This is a genomic window from Sphingomonas sp. HF-S4, assembly GCF_032911445.1.
Taxonomy (GTDB): domain Bacteria; phylum Pseudomonadota; class Alphaproteobacteria; order Sphingomonadales; family Sphingomonadaceae; genus Sphingomonas; species Sphingomonas agrestis.
Map to the genome: position 1 here is coordinate 353,302 of NZ_JAWJEJ010000001.1, position 19,422 is coordinate 372,723.

Here is a 19,422-nt window from a genome sequence, read left to right on the forward strand (position 1 = left end):
CGCTTCGTTCTTACTTCACCGTCAGCGTGGTGCTCTTGAGCTTGACCGAGTCCGGGCCCGAAGAGATCGTGAACGTGCCCGGCTCGACGACGCGCTTCATGTCGACATTCCATAGCGACAGGTCGCGCGGGGTGAGCTCGAACTGTACCGTCTTCTTCTCGCCCGGCTGCAGGGTCACGCGTTCGAAGCGCTTCAATTCCTTGACCGGGCGTGTGACGCTGGCGAGATCGTCGCGGACATAAAGCTGGACGACTTCGTCGCCGGCCCGCGCGCCGGTGTTGGTAACATCCACGCTGACCTTGACGTTGTTGTATCGCCCGATCGTCGGGGTCGCGAGCACCGGGGCGCCGACGTCGAAGCTGGTGTACGAAAGGCCATAGCCGAACGGATAAAGCGGGCTCGTCTCGGCGAAGAGATAGCCGCGCCGCGCGCTCGGCTTGTGGTTGTAGAACATCGGCAGCTGGCCGACGTCGCGCGCGATCGTCACCGGCAGCTTGCCGCCCGGATTGGCGCGGCCGAACAGCACGTCGGCGACGGCGTTGCCGGTCTCCTGGCCGAGATACCAGCCCTCGATCAGCGCGGGGGCGTTCTCCGAGAGATACTTCACCGACAGCGGCCGGCCGTTGAGCAGCAGCACCACCACCGGCTTGCCGAGCGCGAAGATCTCCTGCGCCAGCCGGTTCTGCGGGCCGATCAGCTCGAGGCTGTTGCGGTCGCCGAGATGGTTGTCGGCCCAGGCCTCGCGGCTGAGCTGTTCGTTGTCGCCGAGCACCAGCACGATCGTGTCGGCGTTCTTCGCGGTCTCCAGCGCCTGGGCGCGGAGGCGATCGTTGGTGGCGTCGTCGATCAGCTCGACTTCGTCCTGCGCCCAGAGGCGGGCCTTGGTGAGCTTCACCCCCTCGGCGAAATCGACTTCGAACTTGCCCTTGGCCTCGGTCTTGAGGCCTTCGAGCACGCTGACGACGTGGCGGGGGATGTCCGAATAGCCGCCGATCGGTGTGTCGCTGGCATGGGTGCCGATCACCGCGAGCCGCTTGATCTTGCCCGCATCGAGTGGGAGCAGGCCATCGTTCTTGAGAAGCACCATCGACTGGCGCGCAGCCTCGCGGGCCAGCGCGATCGCGTCGGGGGTCTCGGTCTTCCGCGCCGCCGCCTTGGCATCGACATAGGGGTTTTCGAACAGCCCGGCGTTGAACTTGAGCCTGAGGATGCGGCGCACCGATTCGTCGATCTGGGCGATATCGACCCGGCCTTCGCGGACGAGCTGCGGCAGCAGCGCATAGGCTTCGCCGTCGGGTGTCTCGAAATCGACCGTGGCGTCGAGCGCGCGCACCGCCGCGTCGCCGAGATTGTCGAACAGATGGTGGCGGGTGTTGAGCTCGCGGATCGCGAAATAGTCGCTCAGCACGACGCCCTTGAAGCCCCATTCCTGGCGCAGCACGTCATGGAGCAGCCAGCGATTGGCGTGGCTGGGGATGCCGTCGATCTCGTTGTACGAGGGCATCACCGACATCACCGGCAGCTCGGTGACCGCACGCTCGAACGGCGGGAAGAAATTCTCGCGCAGCGTGCGTTCGGAGACCGTCGCCGGGCCGATATTGGTGCCGCTCTCGGGCGCGCCGTGGCCGGTCATGTGCTTGAGCGTCACATAGACCTTGTCCTTGGCGAGGGGGAGGGTGGTCCCCTGGAAGCCGCGGATCGCCGCCAGGCCCATCTCGCCGACGAGATAGGGATCCTCGCCATAGGTTTCCTCGATCCGGCCCCAGCGCGGATCACGGGCGATGTCGACCACCGGGGCGAGCGCGAGGTTGGCGCCGCGGGCGCGCATCTCGCGCGCAGCGACCGCGAAGACCTTTTCCTGCAGCTTGGGATTGAAGCTGCTGGCGAGCGCGATCGCCTGGGGGAAGCTGGTCGCACCGGGCGCGACATAGCCGTGCAGCGCCTCTTCGTGCATGATCAGCGGGATGCCGAGCCGCGTCTTCTCGACTGCCCATTTCTGCGCGGCGTTGATGTAGCGCGCGGTATCCTCGGCACCGCGGTTGATCGTGCCGGCGGCGGCGCCCGCAGCGGGGCCCTGGGTGATCGCGCGGCGATCATAGGGGCGCGAGATCTGGCCGAGGCCGGCGGGGAAGTTCGTGCTGGCCTTGACCGGATCGAACTCGCCGTCGGGCGACTGGATCTTGTCCTTCTGGAGCCAGATCGCGACCATCTGCTGCACCTTCTCCTCCAGGGTCATCCGGGCGAGGAGATCCTCGACGCGCGCGTCGATCGGCTGCGAGGCGTCCTTGTAGAGCGGCTTGTCGGCGCGGGCGGTTTGCGCGTGGGCGGCCGGCGCGAGCGCGGGAGTCAGTGCGATCGCAGCGACGGCGGCAAGCGCCGCGGAACGGAACCGGCGGGAAACAGTCATGGCCTCTCCTGTGACGCTGCAGCGCCTTGTGGTTGTTTTGGTAGCGCTATCAGCTATCGTTCCGCGACGGCCTGGTCAACCGTAGCGGAACCGGTTTCAGGCTGATTGCATTCCGCGAAACCGCATCCTATGCCTCGGGCGCAAAGGACGGGGATGAGCAGACCTAGCCGAAGAAGCCGCGGTACGGTGACCGTGCAGGATGTCGCACGGGTTGCGGGTGTTTCCGCGATGACGGTGTCGCGCGTCGTCAACGGGGGCACCAATGTCCGCGAGACCACGCGCGAGGCCGTGCTGGCCGCAATCGCCCAGCTCAACTATTCGCCGAACAGCGCGGCGCGCAGCCTCGCCGCGGGCGATGCGACGCAGATCGGGCTGCTCTATTCGAACCCGTCGGCGGCGTATCTGTCGCAATTCCTGATCGGCGCGCTTGCCGCGGCGCGGCGCGCCGGCTGCCATCTGGTGCTGGAAGCGTGCGAAAGCGAGCGCCCGGACGAGCAGGCCGAGGCCACGCGCAGCTTCGCCTCGACCAGCGTCGAGGGTGTGATCCTGCCGCCGCCGCTCTCCGAGGCCGCGCCGGTGCGCGCCGAGTTGGAAGCGGCAGGGATTCCCTGGGTGTCGGTGGCGATGGGCCTGCCGCCGGCGCGCAGCCTCAACGTCCGCATCGACGATTTCGAGGGCGCCGCGGCGATGACCCGGCACCTGCTCGACCTCGGCCATCGGCGGATCGGCTTCATCCGCGGCAACCCCAACCAGACGTCGAGCGCCGAGCGCTATCGCGGGTTCGCCGCCGCGCTCGAGGAGACGGGGATCGACGTCAAGTCGGTGCCGGTGGAGCAGGGCTATTTCACCTTCCGATCGGGGATCGTCGCAGCCGAGCGCCTGCTCGACCGGCCCGAGCCGCCGACCGCAATCTTCGCGAGCAACGACGACATGGCCGCCGCCGCAGTGGGCGTCGCGCATCGCCGCGGGCTGCACGTGCCGCAGGACGTCAGCGTCGTCGGTTTCGACGATACCTCGCTTGCCACCACCGTCTGGCCCGAGCTCACTACGGTGCGCCAGCCGATCGCGACGATGGCCGAGGAGGCGCTGACGCTGCTCCTCGCCCGCATCCGCGCGCACCGTTCGTCGGAGACCGACAAGCTCGAGGAGCAGGTGCTCGACCATGAGTTGATCGTCCGCGAATCCTCGGCACCGCCCAAGGGTACGCCGACGGCGCGCGGCAATGGGGGGCGCCGTAGCGCTGCCGCTTCCAATACGGGCCTGCGCTAGGCGCTTGCTTTTCCTGAGCGTACGGGCCACCGTTACCGCTAACACCGCGCCGGTCGCGCGCGGGGCAGGAGAGGAAGTGGGGATGAGCCAGACAGGCGAGCGGGCCAATATCGGCCTGATCAGCGCCATCGTCGCAGTCGCGACGATCGGCGGATTGCTTTTCGGATATGACAGCGGCGCCGTGAACGGCACCCAGCCGGGGCTCAAGGCGGCGTTCGTGCTCGACGATGCCGGGCTCGGCTTTACTGTCGGATCGCTGCTGATCGGTTGCGTCATCGGCGCCTCGCTGGCCGGAATTCTGGCCGATCGGATGGGCCGCCGCAACGTGATGCGGCTCGCTGCCATCCTGTTCCTCGTCGGCGCATTGGTTCAAGGCCTCGCGCACGATCACACGATCTTCGTCGTCGCGCGTATCCTCGGCGGCATGGCTGTGGGCGCGGCGTCGGTGTTGTCGCCGGCCTATATCTCCGAAGTCGCGCCGGCGAACATCCGCGGGCGGATGACGACGGTGCAGCAGATCATGATCATTACCGGCCTCACCGCCGCGTTCGTGGTCAATTACTACCTCGCCGGTGCCGCCGGCGCGTCGACCAATCCGTTCTGGGGCGGGATCGAGGCCTGGCGCTGGATGTACTTGATGCAGGCGATCCCCGCAGCGATCTTCCTGGTCGCGTTGTTCTTCATTCCCGAAAGCCCGCGCTACCTCGTCTCCAAGGGACGCAATCCCGAGGCGCTGCGTGTTCTAACTGACCTGTTCGGCCCGACCGAAGGAGGACTAAAGCTTGCCGAGATCCAGGCAAGCTTCTCGATCGATCACCGTCCGCAGCTCAAGGACGTGCTCACGCCAGCAGGCGGTCGCGGCTTCCTCGGTATCCGGGCGATTGTCTGGGCGGGGCTGCTGCTCGCGGTGTTCCAGCAGCTCGTCGGCATCAATGTGATCTTCTATTACGGCTCGACTCTATGGCAGGCCGCCGGCTTCTCCGAAGCGGACTCGCTGCTGATCAACATCGTGTCGGGCGCAGTCTCGATCGCGGCGTGCTTCGTCACGATTGCCGTGATCGACAAGATCGGCCGCAAGCCGCTGCTGCTGATCGGCTCGGCCGGTATGGCAGTCACGCTGTTCGCGATGGTCTACGCCTTCAGCCAGGGTGCGCTGGTGGACGGCTCGCTCGTCCTGCCGGGACGAAACGGAATGATCGCGGTGGTTGCCGCGAATCTCTACGTGATCTTCTTCAACGTCAGCTGGGGCCCGGTGATGTGGGTCATGCTCGGCGAGATGTTCCCGAACCAGATCCGCGGATCGGCGCTCGCAGTGTGCGGCTTCGCCCAGTGGTTTGCCAATTACCTGATCGCGCAGGCGTTTCCGATCATGCTGGCAGGCATTGGCCTCGCCGCCAGCTATTCCTTCTATGCGGTCTGCGCCGTGATCAGCTTCTTCCTCGTCCAGCGCTTCATCCAGGAGACCAAGGGCAAGGAATTGGAGGCGATGGAAGGTTAGATGATCCTCCCCGGAACGGGGAGGGGGACCATTAGCGCAGCGAATGGTGGAGGGGGAGCGCCGCGGGCGATGCGCTCGCGGAGAGCCCCCTCCGTCAGCGCTGCGCGCTGCCACCTCCCCGTGCCGGGGAGGATCTTTTGAGGTAAAGTATGACGACCCGTATGCCCGCCCGCCCGTTCCGCTCGCGCGAATGGTTTGCCGCGCCTGGCCGCAGCGACATGGCGGCGCTCTATCTCGAGCGCTTCATGAACTATGGCATCACGCCCGACGAGCTGCGCAGCGGCAAGCCGATCATCGGGATCGCGCAGTCGGGCAGCGACATCGCGCCGTGCAACCGCATCCATCTGGAGACGGTCAAGCGGGCACGCGAAGGCATTCTCGCGGCGGGCGGGGTTCCGATGGAGTTCCCGCTCCATCCGATCTTCGAGAATTGCCGCCGGCCCACCGCGGCGCTCGATCGCAACCTGGCCTATCTCGGGCTGGTCGAGATCCTCAACGGCTATCCGATTGATGCGGTGATCCTCACCACCGGGTGCGACAAGACCACGCCGAGTTCGCTGATGGCGGCCTCGACGGTGGATATTCCGGCGATCGTGCTCTCGGGCGGGCCGATGCTCGACGGGTGGCATGAGGGCGAACTGGTCGGATCGGGTACGGTGATCTGGCGCTCGCGGCGGAAGATGGCGGCGGGGGAGATCGACGAGGAAGAATTCCTCCAGCGCGCGATGGAGAGCGCGCCGTCCTCGGGCCATTGCAACACGATGGGCACGGCTTCGACGATGAACTCGATCGCCGAGGGGCTGGGAATGAGCCTGCCGGGCTGCGCGATGATCCCGGCGCCGTATCGCGAGCGCGGGCAGATGGCGTATGAGACGGGCAAGCGGATCGTCGAGATGGCTTATGACGATCTCCGCCCCTCGAAGATCCTGACCAAGGCGAGCTTCCTCAACGCGATCCGGCTGCTCACCGCGATCGGCGGCTCGACCAATGCCCAGCCGCACCTCGTCGCGATGGCGGCGCATGCCGGGATCGAGATAACGCCCGACGACTGGCGCAGCGGCTATGACCTGCCGCTGATCGTCAATATGCAGCCCGCGGGGCAGTATCTCTCCGAGCGCTTCCACCGCGCCGGGGGCATTCCGGCAGTGATCGCCGAGATGCTCGCGGCCGGCGCGCTCGACGGGCAGGTGATGACGTGCACCGGCCGGACGCTGGCCGAAAATGTCGCCGGGGCGCCGAACAGGGATCGCGACGTGATCCTGCCCTGGGATGCGCCGCTGATGGAGAGGGCCGGCTTCCTCGTGCTCACCGGCAATCTGTTCGACATGGCGATCATGAAGACCAGCGTGATCTCGGACGATTTCCGCACGCGCTATCTGTCGCGCCCGGGCCACGAGGGGGTGTTCGAAGGCCGCGCGATCGTGTTCGACGGATCGGACGACTACCACCACCGGATCAACGATCCCGCGCTCGAAATCGACGCGGACTGCATCCTGGTGATCCGCGGATCGGGGGTGCTAGGCTGGCCGGGATCGGCCGAAGTGGTCAACATGCAGCCGCCCGATCATATCCTCCGCCAGGGGATACTGAGCCTGCCGACGCTGGGCGACGGACGGCAATCGGGCACGTCGGACAGTCCCTCGATCCTCAATGCCTCGCCAGAGAGCGCGGCGGGGGGCGGGCTTTCCTGGCTGCGGACCGGTGACCGGATCCGGATCGACCTCAATGCCGGGACGTGCGACGCGCTGGTACCCTCCGACGAGATCGCACGGCGGAAGGCCGAGCCGGCGCCGCCGATCCCGGAGAGCAACACGCCCTGGGAAGAGTTGTATCGCGAGAAGGTGGGCCAGCTTGGCGAGGGCGGGGTGCTCGACTTTGCGCTGAAGTATCGCCGGACCAGCGAGAACCTGCCGCGGCACAACCATTAGGGTCTGGCATCGAGTCGCGCTGGGCCGCTGTTGGATTTGCGGGGCTTAACTTCGCACTTTTCCCGCGGAGTCGGTAATTTCGTTGCTGGGGCGTGCAACATCGTTAGGCAGCGTGAAAGTGTGGATCTTGACGGTTTCAAAGAGCCCGGGCGAGGCTGGCACGTCAGATCCTACATTGGAAGGCCGAGTGCGGCGTCGGGAGGAATAGGCGTGACCCAATCGCATCCGCTCGATCGGCCGGCATGGTCGGCCCTGCGGACGCGGCAACGCGATCTGGCGCGCGGTAGCGACGAGGCGCTGCGGTACGATCAGGATTTTGCCGTGTTTGCCGCGATCGGCGACGAAACCGAAGCCTCCCTGCGGGCCTTGGCCGCGCTCGTCCTTCAGGGCGGGCCGGCGATCCTATTGCAGAAGGATGCGCTGCCACCGGTGCCTGGAGCGCGCGTTGAGAAGCATCGGATGGGCGTGCAGATGGTCGCGGAGGCGCTTACCGGCGGCACGGAGATCGACTTTCTCGAGCTGGGCGATGCCGACGCCGCCGAGATGCTCGCGCTGGCCACGCTGACCGAGCCCGGACCCTTCTTCCGCCGCACGCATCGGCTGGGCGACTTCATCGGCGTGCGGCAGGACGGGCTGCTGGTCGCGATGGCGGGCGAGCGGATGAAACCCGAAGGGTTCACCGAAGTGAGCGGGGTCTGCACGCATCCCGACTGGCGCGGGCGCGGCTATGCCGGAGCGCTGATGCGCGTGGTCGCGGCGCGGATCGCCGCGCGCGGGGAGGTGCCGTTCCTCCACGCCTATGCCGACAATCGCGGAGCGATCGCGCTGTACGAAAGCCTGGGGTTTCGGGTGCGATGCGAAATGGGGATTACGGTACTGGTCGCAGCGGATTGAAAATATTCCCCTCCTTTTCAGGGAGGGGAGGTTTTAGACTCTACTCCGCTACCGCCAGCGTGATCGCCGAGGCTTGGCCGGGGGCGTGGTATACGGCGTGGGTCTGCTTGCGGAAATCCGCGGGCTGGGCGCGGAAGATGTTGGCGACATAGGTCTGCGGGTTGCGACCGATCAGCGGGAACCAGCTGCTCTGGACCTGGACGCCGATGCGGTGGCCCTTGCGGAAGACATGCGACGCCGAGTGGAGGTCTATGCGGTAATCGAGCACGGCATTCGGCGTGATCGGGCCGGGTTTCTCGTAGCCAGTGCGGAAACGGGCGCGGAACACGTCGTTAGCGATCATCCGCTGGCGGCCACGCAGCGCGGCGGGCACGCGTTGGTCCGACGGATATATATCGACCAGCTTGACCACCCAGTCGGCATCGGAGCCGGTGGTGCTGGCGAACAGCTTGGCGGCAACGTCGCCCGAGACGGTGACGTCGGCGGCGAGCGGGTCGGTCTGCCAGAACAGCACGTCCTTGCGCTTGGCGAAGGGCGCCTGGTCGTCGGCGATCCAGGTCGACCAGGTCGATTCGGGCGCGAGAAACGGCGTGATCCGCGACCGTTCGCGATAGGGGACGGGATTGGCGGGATCGGAGACGAAGCGGTCGGCCGCTGCTTCGCCGCGCGAAGGGGCCTGGAAGGAGAGCTTGCCGCCGGCGCGCAGATAGAGATTCCGCGTGACGGTGCCGCGCTTCAAGGGCCAGTTGTCGAGGCGTTGCCAGCGGTTGCTTCCGGTCTGGAAGATCAGTGCCTCGGGCTGGTTGAGCGTGCCTTCGCCCTTGAGCCAATAGCGCAACCAGGGAAGCTCGATCTTCTCGCGATACCAATTGCCGGTCGCTTCACCCATTTCATAGGGTCCGTAGGAGGTCCCCGCGCTGCGCCAGCCGCCGTGGTTCCACGGGCCGACGACCAGATAGTTCAGCCCCTTGGCGTCGCCCTTTTCTTGTTCCGCGTAGATCGACAGAGGCCCGTAGAAATCCTCCTGGTCGTACCAGCCGGCGACGATCAGATTGGGCGTCGCCACCTTGGCCGCCATGTTGCCGGTGGTGCGTTGCGCCTTCCAATAGCCGTCATAGGATGGGTGGCTGACGAAATTCTGCCAGCTCGGCATGCTGCTGCCGAGATGCTGGCGGTCGAGCGTGGCGAGGTCGGTCTGCTTCAGGTACCAGGCATAGGCATCCTTCTCGCCGCCGAAGTCGAACGGCTTCATCGTGCGGCCGTCGGTTTCGAGCAGCGAAACCCAGCTCCAGGCGTAATCGAGGCGGAAGGCGCCGTTGTGGAGGAAGTCGTCCCCGACGAACATGTCGTTGGGCGAGGCCTGGGACGATACCGCCTTGAGCGCAGGATGCGGATCGATCGTCGCCATCGCCGCGGTCCAGCCGCCATACGAGACGCCGATCACCCCTGCCTTGCCGTTGTTCGCAGGGAGGTGCTTCACCAGCCAGTCGATCGAATCATACGTATCGGTAGATTCATCGACGCCGTTGGGCGTGGTTCTTCGCGGCCTGAGGTTGACGAAGCTGCCCTCCGAGCCGAGCCGGCCGCGGATATCCTGGAGGACGAAGATATATTGGTCCGCCGCAAGCTCCTTGTACGAGGCGGTGAGGATGTTGGTCGCGTGGGGCAGCGTAAAGCCGTAGGGCGAGCGGCTCATCAGGATGGGAAGCGGGCCCTTGGTGCTCTTCGGTCGCCAGACCTGGGCGTGGAGCTTCACCCCGTCGCGCATCGGGATCATCACGTCCTCGCCGACATAGTCGCCGATCGCGGCGTTGGCGGGGACCTGGTCGGTGAGATCGGTGGCAGCCTGTGTCGCAGGCTGCGTGCGGCTGGCGACATGGGAAGCGGCGAGCGCCGCCAATGCAATCACACCCGCATAGGCAGCAATTCGTCCACGCATTCGCAACCCCGCTCGCTTGAGCGGCGATGATAGCGGCATCGCGGCGCGGAAGGCGATGGGGTTTGTTTGGCGAGGAGATCAGCCCTGATCGGCAGCGAGCAAGTCCATGAAGTTGCGCGCGGCGTTGCGATCGGCCTCGTCCTTGAAGGCGACGTCGAGATCGGGTGCGTTGCCGAGGATATGGAGCAGCGCCCAGAGCGCGAAGCGGCGGTTGCGGTCGGTCTCGAGCCCGAGATCGACTCGGATGCGCTCGACGCCCTCGGCGAGTGCTGCGGGGGCGATGGCGGTCATGTCGTCGTTGCCAAAATAGCGGCGGAGCTGGTCGTCGAAGTCCATGCCTTCGCCTAGGCCGATACGCGTGGGAGGCAAGGGGCGTTGCGGTCCAGCCGTGCAGCTATGGCGTCGAAAGCGCTTGCAAAGGGATGGCAATCCGAACTCTTATCGTTTGCCGCCAGCCTCTTAGGGCGACGGTTGACGCCATAAATGCCTTGCCTTGCAGGCAAGTTTCTTTGCTTTGAGATAAAATGCTTGACTTCGAGATAAGTATCTTATCTTGGAGATAGGTATCTTTGTGCCGAGATTCTTGGCATCGAGATGGATTCTTGATGGCGAGGGGCTTGTGGGCGAGACCGATCCTGTCGACCAGCTCATCACTCTGTGGTCCGCGGCGATGCCGGATGTCGATACGCGCGGGCTTTCGGTGCTCGGGCGGGCGCGGCGGGTGACGCTCAAGGCGCGGGCGGCGGTCGAGCCGATCCTGGCGCTGCAAGGAATCGATGGGGGCGGCTATGACGTGCTCGCGACGCTCCGCGCCGAGCCGCCGCCGCACCGGCTGCGGCCGACCGAACTCTATCGCGCGCTGGGGATTTCGTCGGGCGGGCTGACCGCGCGGCTGAACAAGCTAGAGGCGGCGCGGATGATCCGCAGGCCGGCAGCGAGTGACGACAAACGCAGCGTTTTCGTGGAATTGTCGCCCAAGGGGCGTGGGCTGGTCGAGGCGGCGTTTCGCGCCGAGATGGGGCTCCAAGCCGAGCTGATGACTGGTCTCGCCGAAAAGGAGCAGTGGATTCTGGCGACGCTGCTCAAGAAGCTGGATGGGACGATGGGCGCAGGCTGACTGTGCGCCCTGTTGCGAATGGTTCGCGATTTTTTTTCGATTCTATCGCATTAATGTTGCAATGAATTTGCAATAAGGTGCTCATCCCTCCCTGTGTGAGAGGAGCTAGACGCCTTCGCGAACCAGATAGTTCTTCTGGCCCGCTACGCTGACTTCGAAGCGGAACAGGTCGCCGGCGTGGGGCTGCTTGGCGAGGTCGCCGGGGGCGATGTGCTTGTTGGCGGTGGTGGCGAAGACGGTCTTGCCGTCGGGGCCGCCGAACGCGATCTTGGTGATCGCGCTGACCGGGAACTTGACCTCCTCGAGCAACTCGCCCGCGGGGGAATAACGGCGCACAGCCCAGCCATTGTAGAGGCCGACCCAGACGCAGCCTTCGCTGTCGACGGTCGGCCCGTCGGGATGGCCTTCGTCATTGGGAATGCGGACGAATTCGCGAGTATTGGCGAGCGTTCCGTCAGGCTGGATGTCGCAGGCGTGGATCACCCCGACCAGCGTATCGACGTGATAGAGCGTCTTACCGTCGGGCGAGACCGCGGGGCCGTTGGTGATTGCGACGTGATCGGTGCTCTTGATGCACGTCCCGTCGCTGCCAAGGCGGTAGATCGCGCCCGTCAGGTCGCTCTCGCCATCGTCCATGCTGCCGAACCACAGGCGGCCCTGCGGATCGACGGTGGCGTCGTTGAGGCGGTTGGTCGGCAGATCGGGCTCAGGCGCGGAGATCGCAGTGAAACTGCCGTCGCGCTCGTCGAATCTGGCGAGGCCGGTCTGCAGGCCCGCGACGAAGCCGCCGCCTTCGATCGGCAGGATAAAGCCTACCTGGCCCGGTGCGTCCCAGCTGCGGGTCGCGCCGGTCGCCGGATCCAAGCGGTGGATCTTGCGGCTCTTGATATCGACGAACCAGAGCGCCTGGTCGCGCTCTACCCAGATCGGGCCCTCGCCGAGTGGCGCCCCGAGCTGCCAGATGCTGACCGGCTCGGAAATCGCCACCTTGCTCATCTTAACGCCACCCTGCATCCACGAAATATTCGTGGCCCGTTACCAGCCGTGCGTCGTCGGAGGCAAGGAACAATGCCATCGCGGCGATATCGTCGGGGACGAGGCGGCCCTTGAGGCACTGCGCCTTGACGATCTCGGCCTCGCCCTCGGGCGTGTACCATTTGAGCTGGCGCGGGGTGCGGACATTGCCGGGGACGATGCACACCGAGCGGATATTGTCGGGGCCGAGCTCGCGCGCCAAGCTGCGGGTGAGGCCTTCGATTCCGGCCTTGCAGGTCTGGTAGAGGGTGAGCTCCTCGAGCGCCAAATGCCACGAGATCGAGCCGAGGTTGACGATCACGCCGCCGCCCGCGGCCTTCATGCCGGGGATCACTGCCTGCGCAGCGAAGAACAAATGGCGCAGGTTCACGGCGATGCGATCGTCCCAATAAGCGGGGGTGACCTGCTCGATGGTGTGGCGATCGTCGCTGGCGGCGTTGTTGATGAGGATGTCGAACGGGCCGTGCTCGGCGATCGCGGCCTGGAGCGTGGCCAAATCGGTCAGGTCGACGCGTGCGAAGACCGGCGCGGTCTCGGCATCGGCGAGGCTCTCGACCAGCGCAGCCGAATCCTCGTCGGCGATGTCGAAGAAGGTGACGCGCGCGCCCTGGCGGACAAAGCCTTCGACCATGCCCGCGCCGATCCCCGAGCCGCCGCCGGTGACGAGGACGCGCTTGCCCTTGAGGCTGGGATAGATCGCGCGCTGGTCGCGGGTGAGCGGCGCGTGGATGGGATCAGCTTCGGACATGGAGCGGGCGGAATCCTGTGAGCGCGAAAGGCGCGAATGCGGGGAGAGCGTACCGGCGAAATTCGCTGGTGAAAACGATTTTCACGCGAGCAGTCCGCGTGCGGCAAGGTTGCGCATCAGGTCGCGGATGCCAAACCGCCAGGGCGCGGCCGCCTTGGAGGTGGTCACGCGGTTGGTGAGCGCGCCGAGCTTGGGCGTGGCGATGCGGACGACGTCGCCGGTCTTGTGGGTGAAGCCGCGGCCGGGATGGTCGCGGTCCTGCACCGGGGCGAAGAGGGTGCCGAGGAACAATGCGAAGCCGTCGGGATACTGGTGCTCGCTCAGCGCCTGGCGCACGAGGTCGGTGGGATCGCGGCTGATCTCGCTCATCTTGTTGGTGCCGTGGAGCGTGTAGCCCTCAGGGCCATCGATGGTGAGATCGACCACGGCGCTGCGGACATCGTCCATCGTGAAGCTGTCGTCGAACAGCCGGATGAAGGGGCCAAGCGCGGTGGACGCATTGTTGTCCTTGGCCTTGCCGAGTAACAACGCGCTGCGGCCCTCGAAATCGCGCAGGTTGACGTCGTTGCCGAGCGTGGCGCCACGCGGCGTGCCGTGGCGATCGACGACAAGCACGACCTCGGGTTCGGGGTTGTTCCAGTCGCTGTCCGAGCGGATGCCGATCTCGTCGCCGGGGCCGACCGCGGAGAGGACGGGGGCCTTGGTGAACACTTCGGCATCGGGGCCGATCGCGACTTCGAGATATTGCGACCACATGCCCGCGTCGATCAACGCTGCCTTGAGTGCTGCGGCCTCGTCGCTGCCGGGGACGACCGAGCGGATGCCGCTGCCGACCTTGGCCTCGAGATCGCCGCGGATTTCGGAGGCCTTGTCGGCATCGCCGCGCGCGCGCTCCTCGATCACGCGCTCGATCGCCGAGAGCGCGAAAGTGACGCCGCATGCCTTGATGCACTGGAGGTCGACCGGGGCGAGCAGGCGCGGGCCGTGGAGCGTGCCGAGCGCCTCGGCGCCACAGAGGCGCGGGCCGGTGACGCTGGCGAGATCGTCGCGTTCGAGCAGGTCGGCGACGGTCGCGGCGGTTGCCGAGACGTCGATCACGTCGCCGCCGCGGACGAGCACAGGGGTAGGGCCGGCATCGAGAAGGACGCGCCCGACCAGTATGGCCTGCGCATGATCGGTGGGCAGCAATGCAACGCTAGACGCTTCGGACATCCCTCGCCTTAGGAGATTCTGTTTTTGATAGCGCTACCATTGGGTTGCAATGGAAGCGCTGTCAACCCGGCTGAAACGCAGTTCCATCTTCACCCCGGCACTTCGCCCAGGGTGACGGGGTGCTGGCACGGTGGCGTCTGTCCAACGCCAAGGGGCATCTGTTCCCCCTTCGCAAATGCACAAATAGCACCTGCCACTGTTGTTAATGATAGTGACTCGCAAAAGCTTTAATCCTATTGGCTCTGGCGAATCGAAAAAACAAAGGGGTCGAAGTGTTGCGGATCGTCAGTGTGTTGCTTGCCAGTGTTGCCACGGTTGCGGTGGTTTCGCCCGCTTATGCCGAGGACCGGAAACCTGCCGACCTCGCCGCGCCGCCGCAGCGTGACGATGAGATTATCGTCATCGGCAAGACCTATGGCCAGGAAGTCGGCAAGACGGTGACGCCACTCAAGGACGTGCCCAACACCATCACCGTGATCGACCGCGAGCAGATCGAGGCGCAGAACCTGTTGTCGCTCGAGGATGCGCTGACCGCCGCCAACGGCATCACCGTGACAGGGGTTGGCAGCGAGGATCCCTCGTTCATGTCGCGCGGCTTCGCGATCAACAATTACCTGGTCGATGGCGTCTCGACCCTGGCGTTCAACTTCCCCTCGGTCGTGCCCGACCTGTTCTTCTACGAGCGATTGGAAGTGCTGCGCGGCCCGGCGGGGCTGTTCAGCGGATCGGGCAATCCGGCGGGCAGCATCAATCTGGTGCGCAAGCGCCCGCTCGACAGCTTCAAGGTGCAGGCGAGCGCCGGTGCGGGCAGCTGGAACAATTTCCGCGGCGAACTCGACGTGTCCGCGCCGCTCGGCAACGGCATTGCCGCCCGCGCCGGCGTGATGGCGCAGGACCAGGACCAGTTCTTCGACGTCGGGCACCGTTTCCGCCTGGCCGCGTTCGGCACGGTCTCGGCCGAGATCGATCATGCGACGACGCTGACCGTCGGCGGCAATTACGATCGCTACCAGCCGGCGATCCAGTCGGGCCTGCCGGGCCATGCCGGTACGACCACCGGGGGCGAGGGGCGGCTGCTCGACATCGATCGCTCGACCTATCTCGGCGCGGACTGGAATCGCTTCCGCTCGAACACCTGGACGGTGTTCGGCGACCTGACGCATCGAGTCAGCGACCGGTGGACGCTGCGTTTCAGCGGCCTCCACAGCGATGTCGAGCGCATCGACGTCTATAGCTATATCGGCAGCCAGGCGGTCACCACGCCGACGAACCCGCCGGCCACTGGCGCGCCCAATAATGGCGTGACCAACCATATCGCCTATCGCGGCGACAGCTTCGCCAAGACCACGGCGTTCGACTTCAACGGCATCGGCAGCTTCCCGCTGTTCGGCCGCGACCAGACGCTGATCCTGGGTGCCGATTACCAGGCGCAGGACTACGACAGCTATTATACCCGCCTGTCCAACTATGCGCGGATCAACGTGTTCGATCCGGTCTCGCCGATCGAGCCGACGCTAAACCCCTATGGCCCGTCGCCGCTCTATGCGGTTCAAGGGTCGGGCGCGAACTGCGCGGGCGTGACCACGCCGACGGCAACCTGCGTCGCGCAGGTCTATGGCGGCACCAAGACCGTGGTCGAGCAATATGGCCTGTACGGCCAGCTTCGCCTGTCGCCGTTCGCGGGGCTGACGATCACTGGCGGCGGCCGGCTGACCTGGTGGGAGAGCAACAACCAGGTGCTGCTGCCGACGCGCGGCAACCGCACCTCGCAGCAGATCGACGGACGCTTCACGCCTTATGTGGGCGTGGTGTGGGACGCGACCGACAACCTCAATTTCTACGCCAGCTATGCCGACAGCTTCTCGCCGCAGGCAGCACCCGCCGGCCGCCGCAAGCCCGACGGGTCGGACGTGCTGCCGCTGATCGGCGCGCAATTCGAGGGTGGCACCAAATTGTCGTTGATGAACGACAAGCTGCTGGTCTCGCTCGCCGCCTATCAGATCGAGCAGACCAACCGCCTGTTCAACGACCCCGACGATGCCACTGTCTATCTCCAGGTCGGCAAGGTGCGCGCGCGCGGGATCGAGGCGGAGATCGGCGGCGAGATCGTGCCGGGCTGGCGAGTCAACGGCGGCTACAGCTACACCAAGACCAAGTATCTCGAAGACGCCAACACCGCGTTCGAGGGCATTCCGCTCACCCCGATCATCCCCGAGCATATGGTAAAGCTGTTCACCAACTATGCGCCCGTAGACGGCGCGCTGCGCGGGTTCAGCCTGGGCGGCGGGGTCACCTGGTTCGACGCGACCTATGGCGGCAACCCGTCCTACATCAATCCGGTCAACAACCAGCGGGTGATCTCGACGATCGTGCGCCAGGGCGCCTATGCCGTGGTCGATCTGCGCGCCGGCTACAAGATCAACGACCGGATTGCGCTGTCGGTCAACGCCAACAACGTGCTCGACCGCAATTACTATGCCCGCATTTCGGCGACCGGCCGCGGCAACTATTACGGCCAGCCGCGCAGCGTGTTCGGCACGATCCGGTTCACCTTCGAATGAGCAAGGCGGGGAGCCTTTCCTTCAATCCCTGGGCCAAGCGCGGCGACATGGTGCTGCGCGTGCTCGCGGCGATCCCGCTGGGATATGCCGTCGGCAGCCTGTGGGCGATGGCGCTCGCGCGGGGGATACCGGGCGAGCGCTCCGAGGCGACGATCATCGCGACTCTCGTCGCGTTCGTGATTTGCGCGGGCGCGGCGATGTGGGCCTTCGCGGCGCGCAGCGGCTGGCGGGCGGTGTGGACGCTCGTGCTGCTCGGCGCAGTCGCGGGGGCGATCGCTTGGGCATCGATCCAGGCGACGGGGCGGCTATGAACAACAAGGGATTTCGCCAGTCGCAGGCCTTCCTGCACACCTGGTCGGGGATGCTGCTTGGCTGGCTGCTGTTCGCGGTGTTCGTCGCCGGGACGATCGCTTTCTATCGCGAGGGGCTCAATCGCTGGATGCGGCCCGAGCTCGCCAAGGTCGAGGCGCCGATGCAGGTGCTCGACGGGGCGCAGCGCTTCCTCGAGAAGAAGGCGCCGGACGCGAAGTCGTGGTTCATCCCGATGCCCAGCGTCACGAGCCCCGGTACGCAGCTGTTCTGGCAACCCGAGCCCAAGAAGGGCGAGCCGCCGCGGCGGCGCGGGCGTCGCAACAACCAGGCGCTGATCGGCGCCGATGGCGAGCCCGCCACCGCGCGCGCGACGCGCGGCGGCGAGTTCTTCTATCGCTTCCACTTCGACCTTTATTACATGCCGGTATTCTGGGCGCGCTGGCTGGTCGGTTTCGCGGCGATGATGATGCTGGTCGCGATCCTCAGCGGGATCGTGACGCACAAGAAGATTTTCAAGGATTTCTTCACCTTGCGCCGCGCCAAGGGGCAACGCAGTTGGCTCGACGGGCACAATGCCACCGCGGTGCTCGGGCTGCCCTTCCACCTGATGATCACCTATACCGGGCTGGTCACGTTGATGGCGATGCTGATGCCTTGGGCGACGGTTGCCAATTATAGCGACGATTCGAAGATGTTCGAGACACTGTTCCCGCAGGCACCAAAGGTCGAACGCTCGGAGAAGCGCGTGCCGATGGTGCCGCTGTCGACGATCGTCCGGGATGCCGAGCGCCGGCTCGGCGCGCCGGCGGGCTATGTCGACGTGGCCTTTCCCGGCGACGCGAATGCGCGCGTGACGATCAGCCGGAGTCCCGGCTCGATGCTGTCGTCGCGCACGCCGAGCATCACCTATGAAGGCGCGACCGGCAAATTGGTGTGGCAGTCGCCTGCGCCGGGCGGCGCGTCGGTGACCGCGGGGGCGATGATCGGGCTGCACGCCGGGCGCTTTTCGGGCGACGGGCTGCGCTGGATCTATTTCCTGTGCGGCGTCGCGGGGAGCGTGATGGTGGCGAGCGGGCTGGTGCTGTGGACGGTCAAGCGCCGCGAGAAGCTGCCCGATCCGAGCCGTCCCCATTTCGGCTTCCGCATCGTCGAGCGGCTCAACGTCGCGACGATCGCGGGCTTCCCGCTGGGAATCGCGGCGATGCTGTGGGCCAACCGGCTGCTGCCGGTGGCGATGCAAGGCCGGGCGGAGTGGGAAGTCCATGTGCTGTTCCTCGCCTGGCTGGCGTCGCTGGTGCTGACGCTCGTGCGGCGGCCGCAGATCGCCTGGACGATCCTGCTCGGGACGACGGGGGTGCTGCTCGCGGCGATCCCGTTCTACAACCTGATCGCGACGCGGCAGGGCGTGTTCGCGACCCTGCCCCGCGGGGACTGGCTGATGGCGGGGATCGACGTGACGATCCTGGTGTTCGGTATCGGGTTCGGGGCGATCGCGATGCGGGTCGGGCGGTACAAGCCTGCGGTGCGCAACCCGCGGCGGAAGATGGTGGCCGGGGCGATGCTGGAGCCTGCGGAATGAGTTTCGTCACCTTAGTCTTTGCAATCGCGGCGTTTGCCCTGTTCGGGCTTGCCACCGACGAGCATCACCAAAGGCGGCTGGGCAAGCGGCCTGATATTGCGACGAAGAAGCGTTTGCGGATTGCCGCATGGGTGCTGATCGTGGCAGCGTTCCCGCCAGCGCTGATGGCGAGCGGCGGCGTGTTCGGCCCGATTTTGTGGGCCGGCATGCTGATGCTCGGTGCCGGCATCGTGTTCCTGATACTCAATCTGGCGCCGGCAGGGCGCATCGACAAAGCGTGGAGGAAGCAATGAAGCGACTGATCTTGGCGGCCCTGATGCTCGGCATGGCCGGCACCGCGCAGGCGCACGAAGTGTGGGTCGAGCGTGACGGCAACGGCGCGGTGCGCATCTATCTGGGCGAGCCGGGCGACGTGCTGCCCGAAGGCGGCGATCCCGAGTTCAAGAACCTCAAGGCACCCAAGCTGCTCTCGGGCAATGCCGCGCTTGTCCGGAAAGCGGGATATATCGAGACGAGCGCGCCGGCGGGCGACGTCCGCGTCTGGGACGACAATGTCTTCGCGCCCTGGAATGCCGAGGGCAAGAAGGAAGGCGTGGTCTATTATGCCCGCGCCGGCCGCAGCGACACCAGCGCCAAGCTGCCGTTCGAGATCGTGCCCGCCGCGGCCGAGGGGAGCCGCTTCACGGTGATCCGCGAGGGCAAGCCGGTCGCGGGCGCCAAGGTCGTAGTGGTGACGCCGGACAAATGGTCGAAGACGCTGACCGCCGACGCCGATGGCGCGATCGAGGTGCCCGCGCGAGAGAAGGGCCGGTATATACTCGCGGCGACGGTGAAGGACGAGGCCAAGGCGACGCTGCCGGGCGGTGCGGTCGATGCGGTGCACCGGATTACTACGCTGACGTTCGTTAACTGAATCCCTCCCC

General features: G+C 66.0%; 16 protein-coding genes. 10 read left to right on the top strand and 6 right to left on the bottom strand.

Going from position 1 to position 19,422, the window contains the following annotated elements; all coding sequences use genetic code 11:
- Positions 1-10 precede the first annotated feature (10 nt).
- Complete coding sequence (locus RZN05_RS01610) at positions 11-2,407, bottom strand: glycoside hydrolase family 3 N-terminal domain-containing protein (protein WP_317224880.1); 2,397 nt, start codon at positions 2,405-2,407, stop codon at positions 11-13.
- Positions 2,408-2,560: 153 nt separating this feature from the next.
- Here RZN05_RS01610 and RZN05_RS01615 point away from each other — a divergent pair, with 153 nt between their 5' ends.
- From RZN05_RS01615 to RZN05_RS01630, 4 genes are all read left to right on the top strand, one after another.
- On the top strand, positions 2,561-3,676 hold the full coding sequence (locus tag RZN05_RS01615) for a LacI family DNA-binding transcriptional regulator (RefSeq protein ID WP_317224881.1): 1,116 nt from the start codon (positions 2,561-2,563) through the stop codon (positions 3,674-3,676).
- Between the two features lie 82 nt (positions 3,677-3,758).
- Positions 3,759-5,174, top strand: coding sequence for a sugar porter family MFS transporter (locus RZN05_RS01620; protein ID WP_317224882.1), 1,416 nt, complete (start codon positions 3,759-3,761; stop codon positions 5,172-5,174).
- Between the two features lie 149 nt (positions 5,175-5,323).
- Positions 5,324-7,102 (top strand): IlvD/Edd family dehydratase, encoded by a 1,779-nt coding sequence (locus RZN05_RS01625; RefSeq protein WP_317224883.1) that lies wholly within the window; start codon positions 5,324-5,326, stop codon positions 7,100-7,102.
- 210 nt (positions 7,103-7,312) lie between these two features.
- On the top strand, positions 7,313-7,996 hold the full coding sequence (locus RZN05_RS01630) for a GNAT family N-acetyltransferase (RefSeq protein ID WP_317224884.1): 684 nt from the start codon (positions 7,313-7,315) through the stop codon (positions 7,994-7,996).
- Positions 7,997-8,036: 40 nt separating this feature from the next.
- Here the strand turns inward: RZN05_RS01630 and RZN05_RS01635 are convergent, their stop codons facing one another.
- Both RZN05_RS01635 and RZN05_RS01640 read right to left on the bottom strand, forming a co-directional pair.
- On the bottom strand, positions 8,037-9,905 hold the full coding sequence (locus RZN05_RS01635) for a CocE/NonD family hydrolase (RefSeq protein ID WP_317224885.1): 1,869 nt from the start codon (positions 9,903-9,905) through the stop codon (positions 8,037-8,039).
- Positions 9,906-10,013: 108 nt separating this feature from the next.
- Positions 10,014-10,271: a hypothetical protein gene (locus tag RZN05_RS01640; protein ID WP_317224886.1), complete on the bottom strand. Its 258-nt coding sequence runs from the start codon at positions 10,269-10,271 to the stop codon at positions 10,014-10,016.
- Between the two features lie 283 nt (positions 10,272-10,554).
- On the opposite strand from RZN05_RS01640, the gene RZN05_RS01645 reads away from it, so the two are divergent.
- Positions 10,555-11,052, top strand: a complete 498-nt coding sequence (locus RZN05_RS01645) for a MarR family winged helix-turn-helix transcriptional regulator (protein ID WP_317224887.1) — start codon at positions 10,555-10,557, stop codon at positions 11,050-11,052.
- Between the two features lie 105 nt (positions 11,053-11,157).
- Here RZN05_RS01645 and RZN05_RS01650 read toward each other — a convergent pair whose 3' ends face one another.
- The 3 genes from RZN05_RS01650 to RZN05_RS01660 all read right to left on the bottom strand — a co-directional run bounded on the left by RZN05_RS01650 (position 11,158) and on the right by RZN05_RS01660 (position 14,047).
- Positions 11,158-12,048: an SMP-30/gluconolactonase/LRE family protein gene (locus RZN05_RS01650; RefSeq protein WP_317224888.1), complete on the bottom strand. Its 891-nt coding sequence runs from the start codon at positions 12,046-12,048 to the stop codon at positions 11,158-11,160.
- Between the two features lies 1 nt (position 12,049).
- Positions 12,050-12,835 (bottom strand): SDR family NAD(P)-dependent oxidoreductase, encoded by a 786-nt coding sequence (locus RZN05_RS01655; protein ID WP_317224889.1) that lies wholly within the window; start codon positions 12,833-12,835, stop codon positions 12,050-12,052.
- Between the two features lie 81 nt (positions 12,836-12,916).
- Positions 12,917-14,047, bottom strand: coding sequence for a fumarylacetoacetate hydrolase family protein (locus RZN05_RS01660; RefSeq protein WP_317224890.1), 1,131 nt, complete (start codon positions 14,045-14,047; stop codon positions 12,917-12,919).
- A gap of 272 nt (positions 14,048-14,319) precedes the next feature.
- Between RZN05_RS01660 and RZN05_RS01665 the strand changes: the two genes are divergently transcribed.
- The 5 genes from RZN05_RS01665 to RZN05_RS01685 are packed head-to-tail and all read left to right on the top strand — an operon-like array spanning position 14,320 to position 19,412.
- A complete protein-coding gene (locus RZN05_RS01665) occupies positions 14,320-16,608 on the top strand; it encodes a TonB-dependent siderophore receptor (protein WP_394804768.1) in 2,289 nt (762 codons plus the stop codon).
- Positions 16,605-16,919 carry a hypothetical protein gene (locus RZN05_RS01670; RefSeq protein ID WP_317224892.1) on the top strand — a complete coding sequence of 105 codons (315 nt, stop codon included), beginning with the start codon at positions 16,605-16,607 and terminating at the stop codon, positions 16,917-16,919. The genes RZN05_RS01665 and RZN05_RS01670 overlap by 4 nt, the downstream gene beginning before the upstream one ends.
- Positions 16,916-18,499: a PepSY-associated TM helix domain-containing protein gene (locus tag RZN05_RS01675; protein ID WP_317224893.1), complete on the top strand. Its 1,584-nt coding sequence runs from the start codon at positions 16,916-16,918 to the stop codon at positions 18,497-18,499. Before RZN05_RS01670 ends, RZN05_RS01675 begins: the two co-directional genes overlap by 4 nt.
- Entirely contained in the window at positions 18,496-18,792 is a 297-nt protein-coding gene (locus RZN05_RS01680) for a DUF3325 domain-containing protein (protein ID WP_317224894.1), read from the top strand. Before RZN05_RS01675 ends, RZN05_RS01680 begins: the two co-directional genes overlap by 4 nt.
- Positions 18,789-19,412: a DUF4198 domain-containing protein gene (locus RZN05_RS01685; protein WP_317224895.1), complete on the top strand. Its 624-nt coding sequence runs from the start codon at positions 18,789-18,791 to the stop codon at positions 19,410-19,412. The genes RZN05_RS01680 and RZN05_RS01685 overlap by 4 nt, the downstream gene beginning before the upstream one ends.
- Positions 19,413-19,422: the final 10 nt, after the last annotated feature.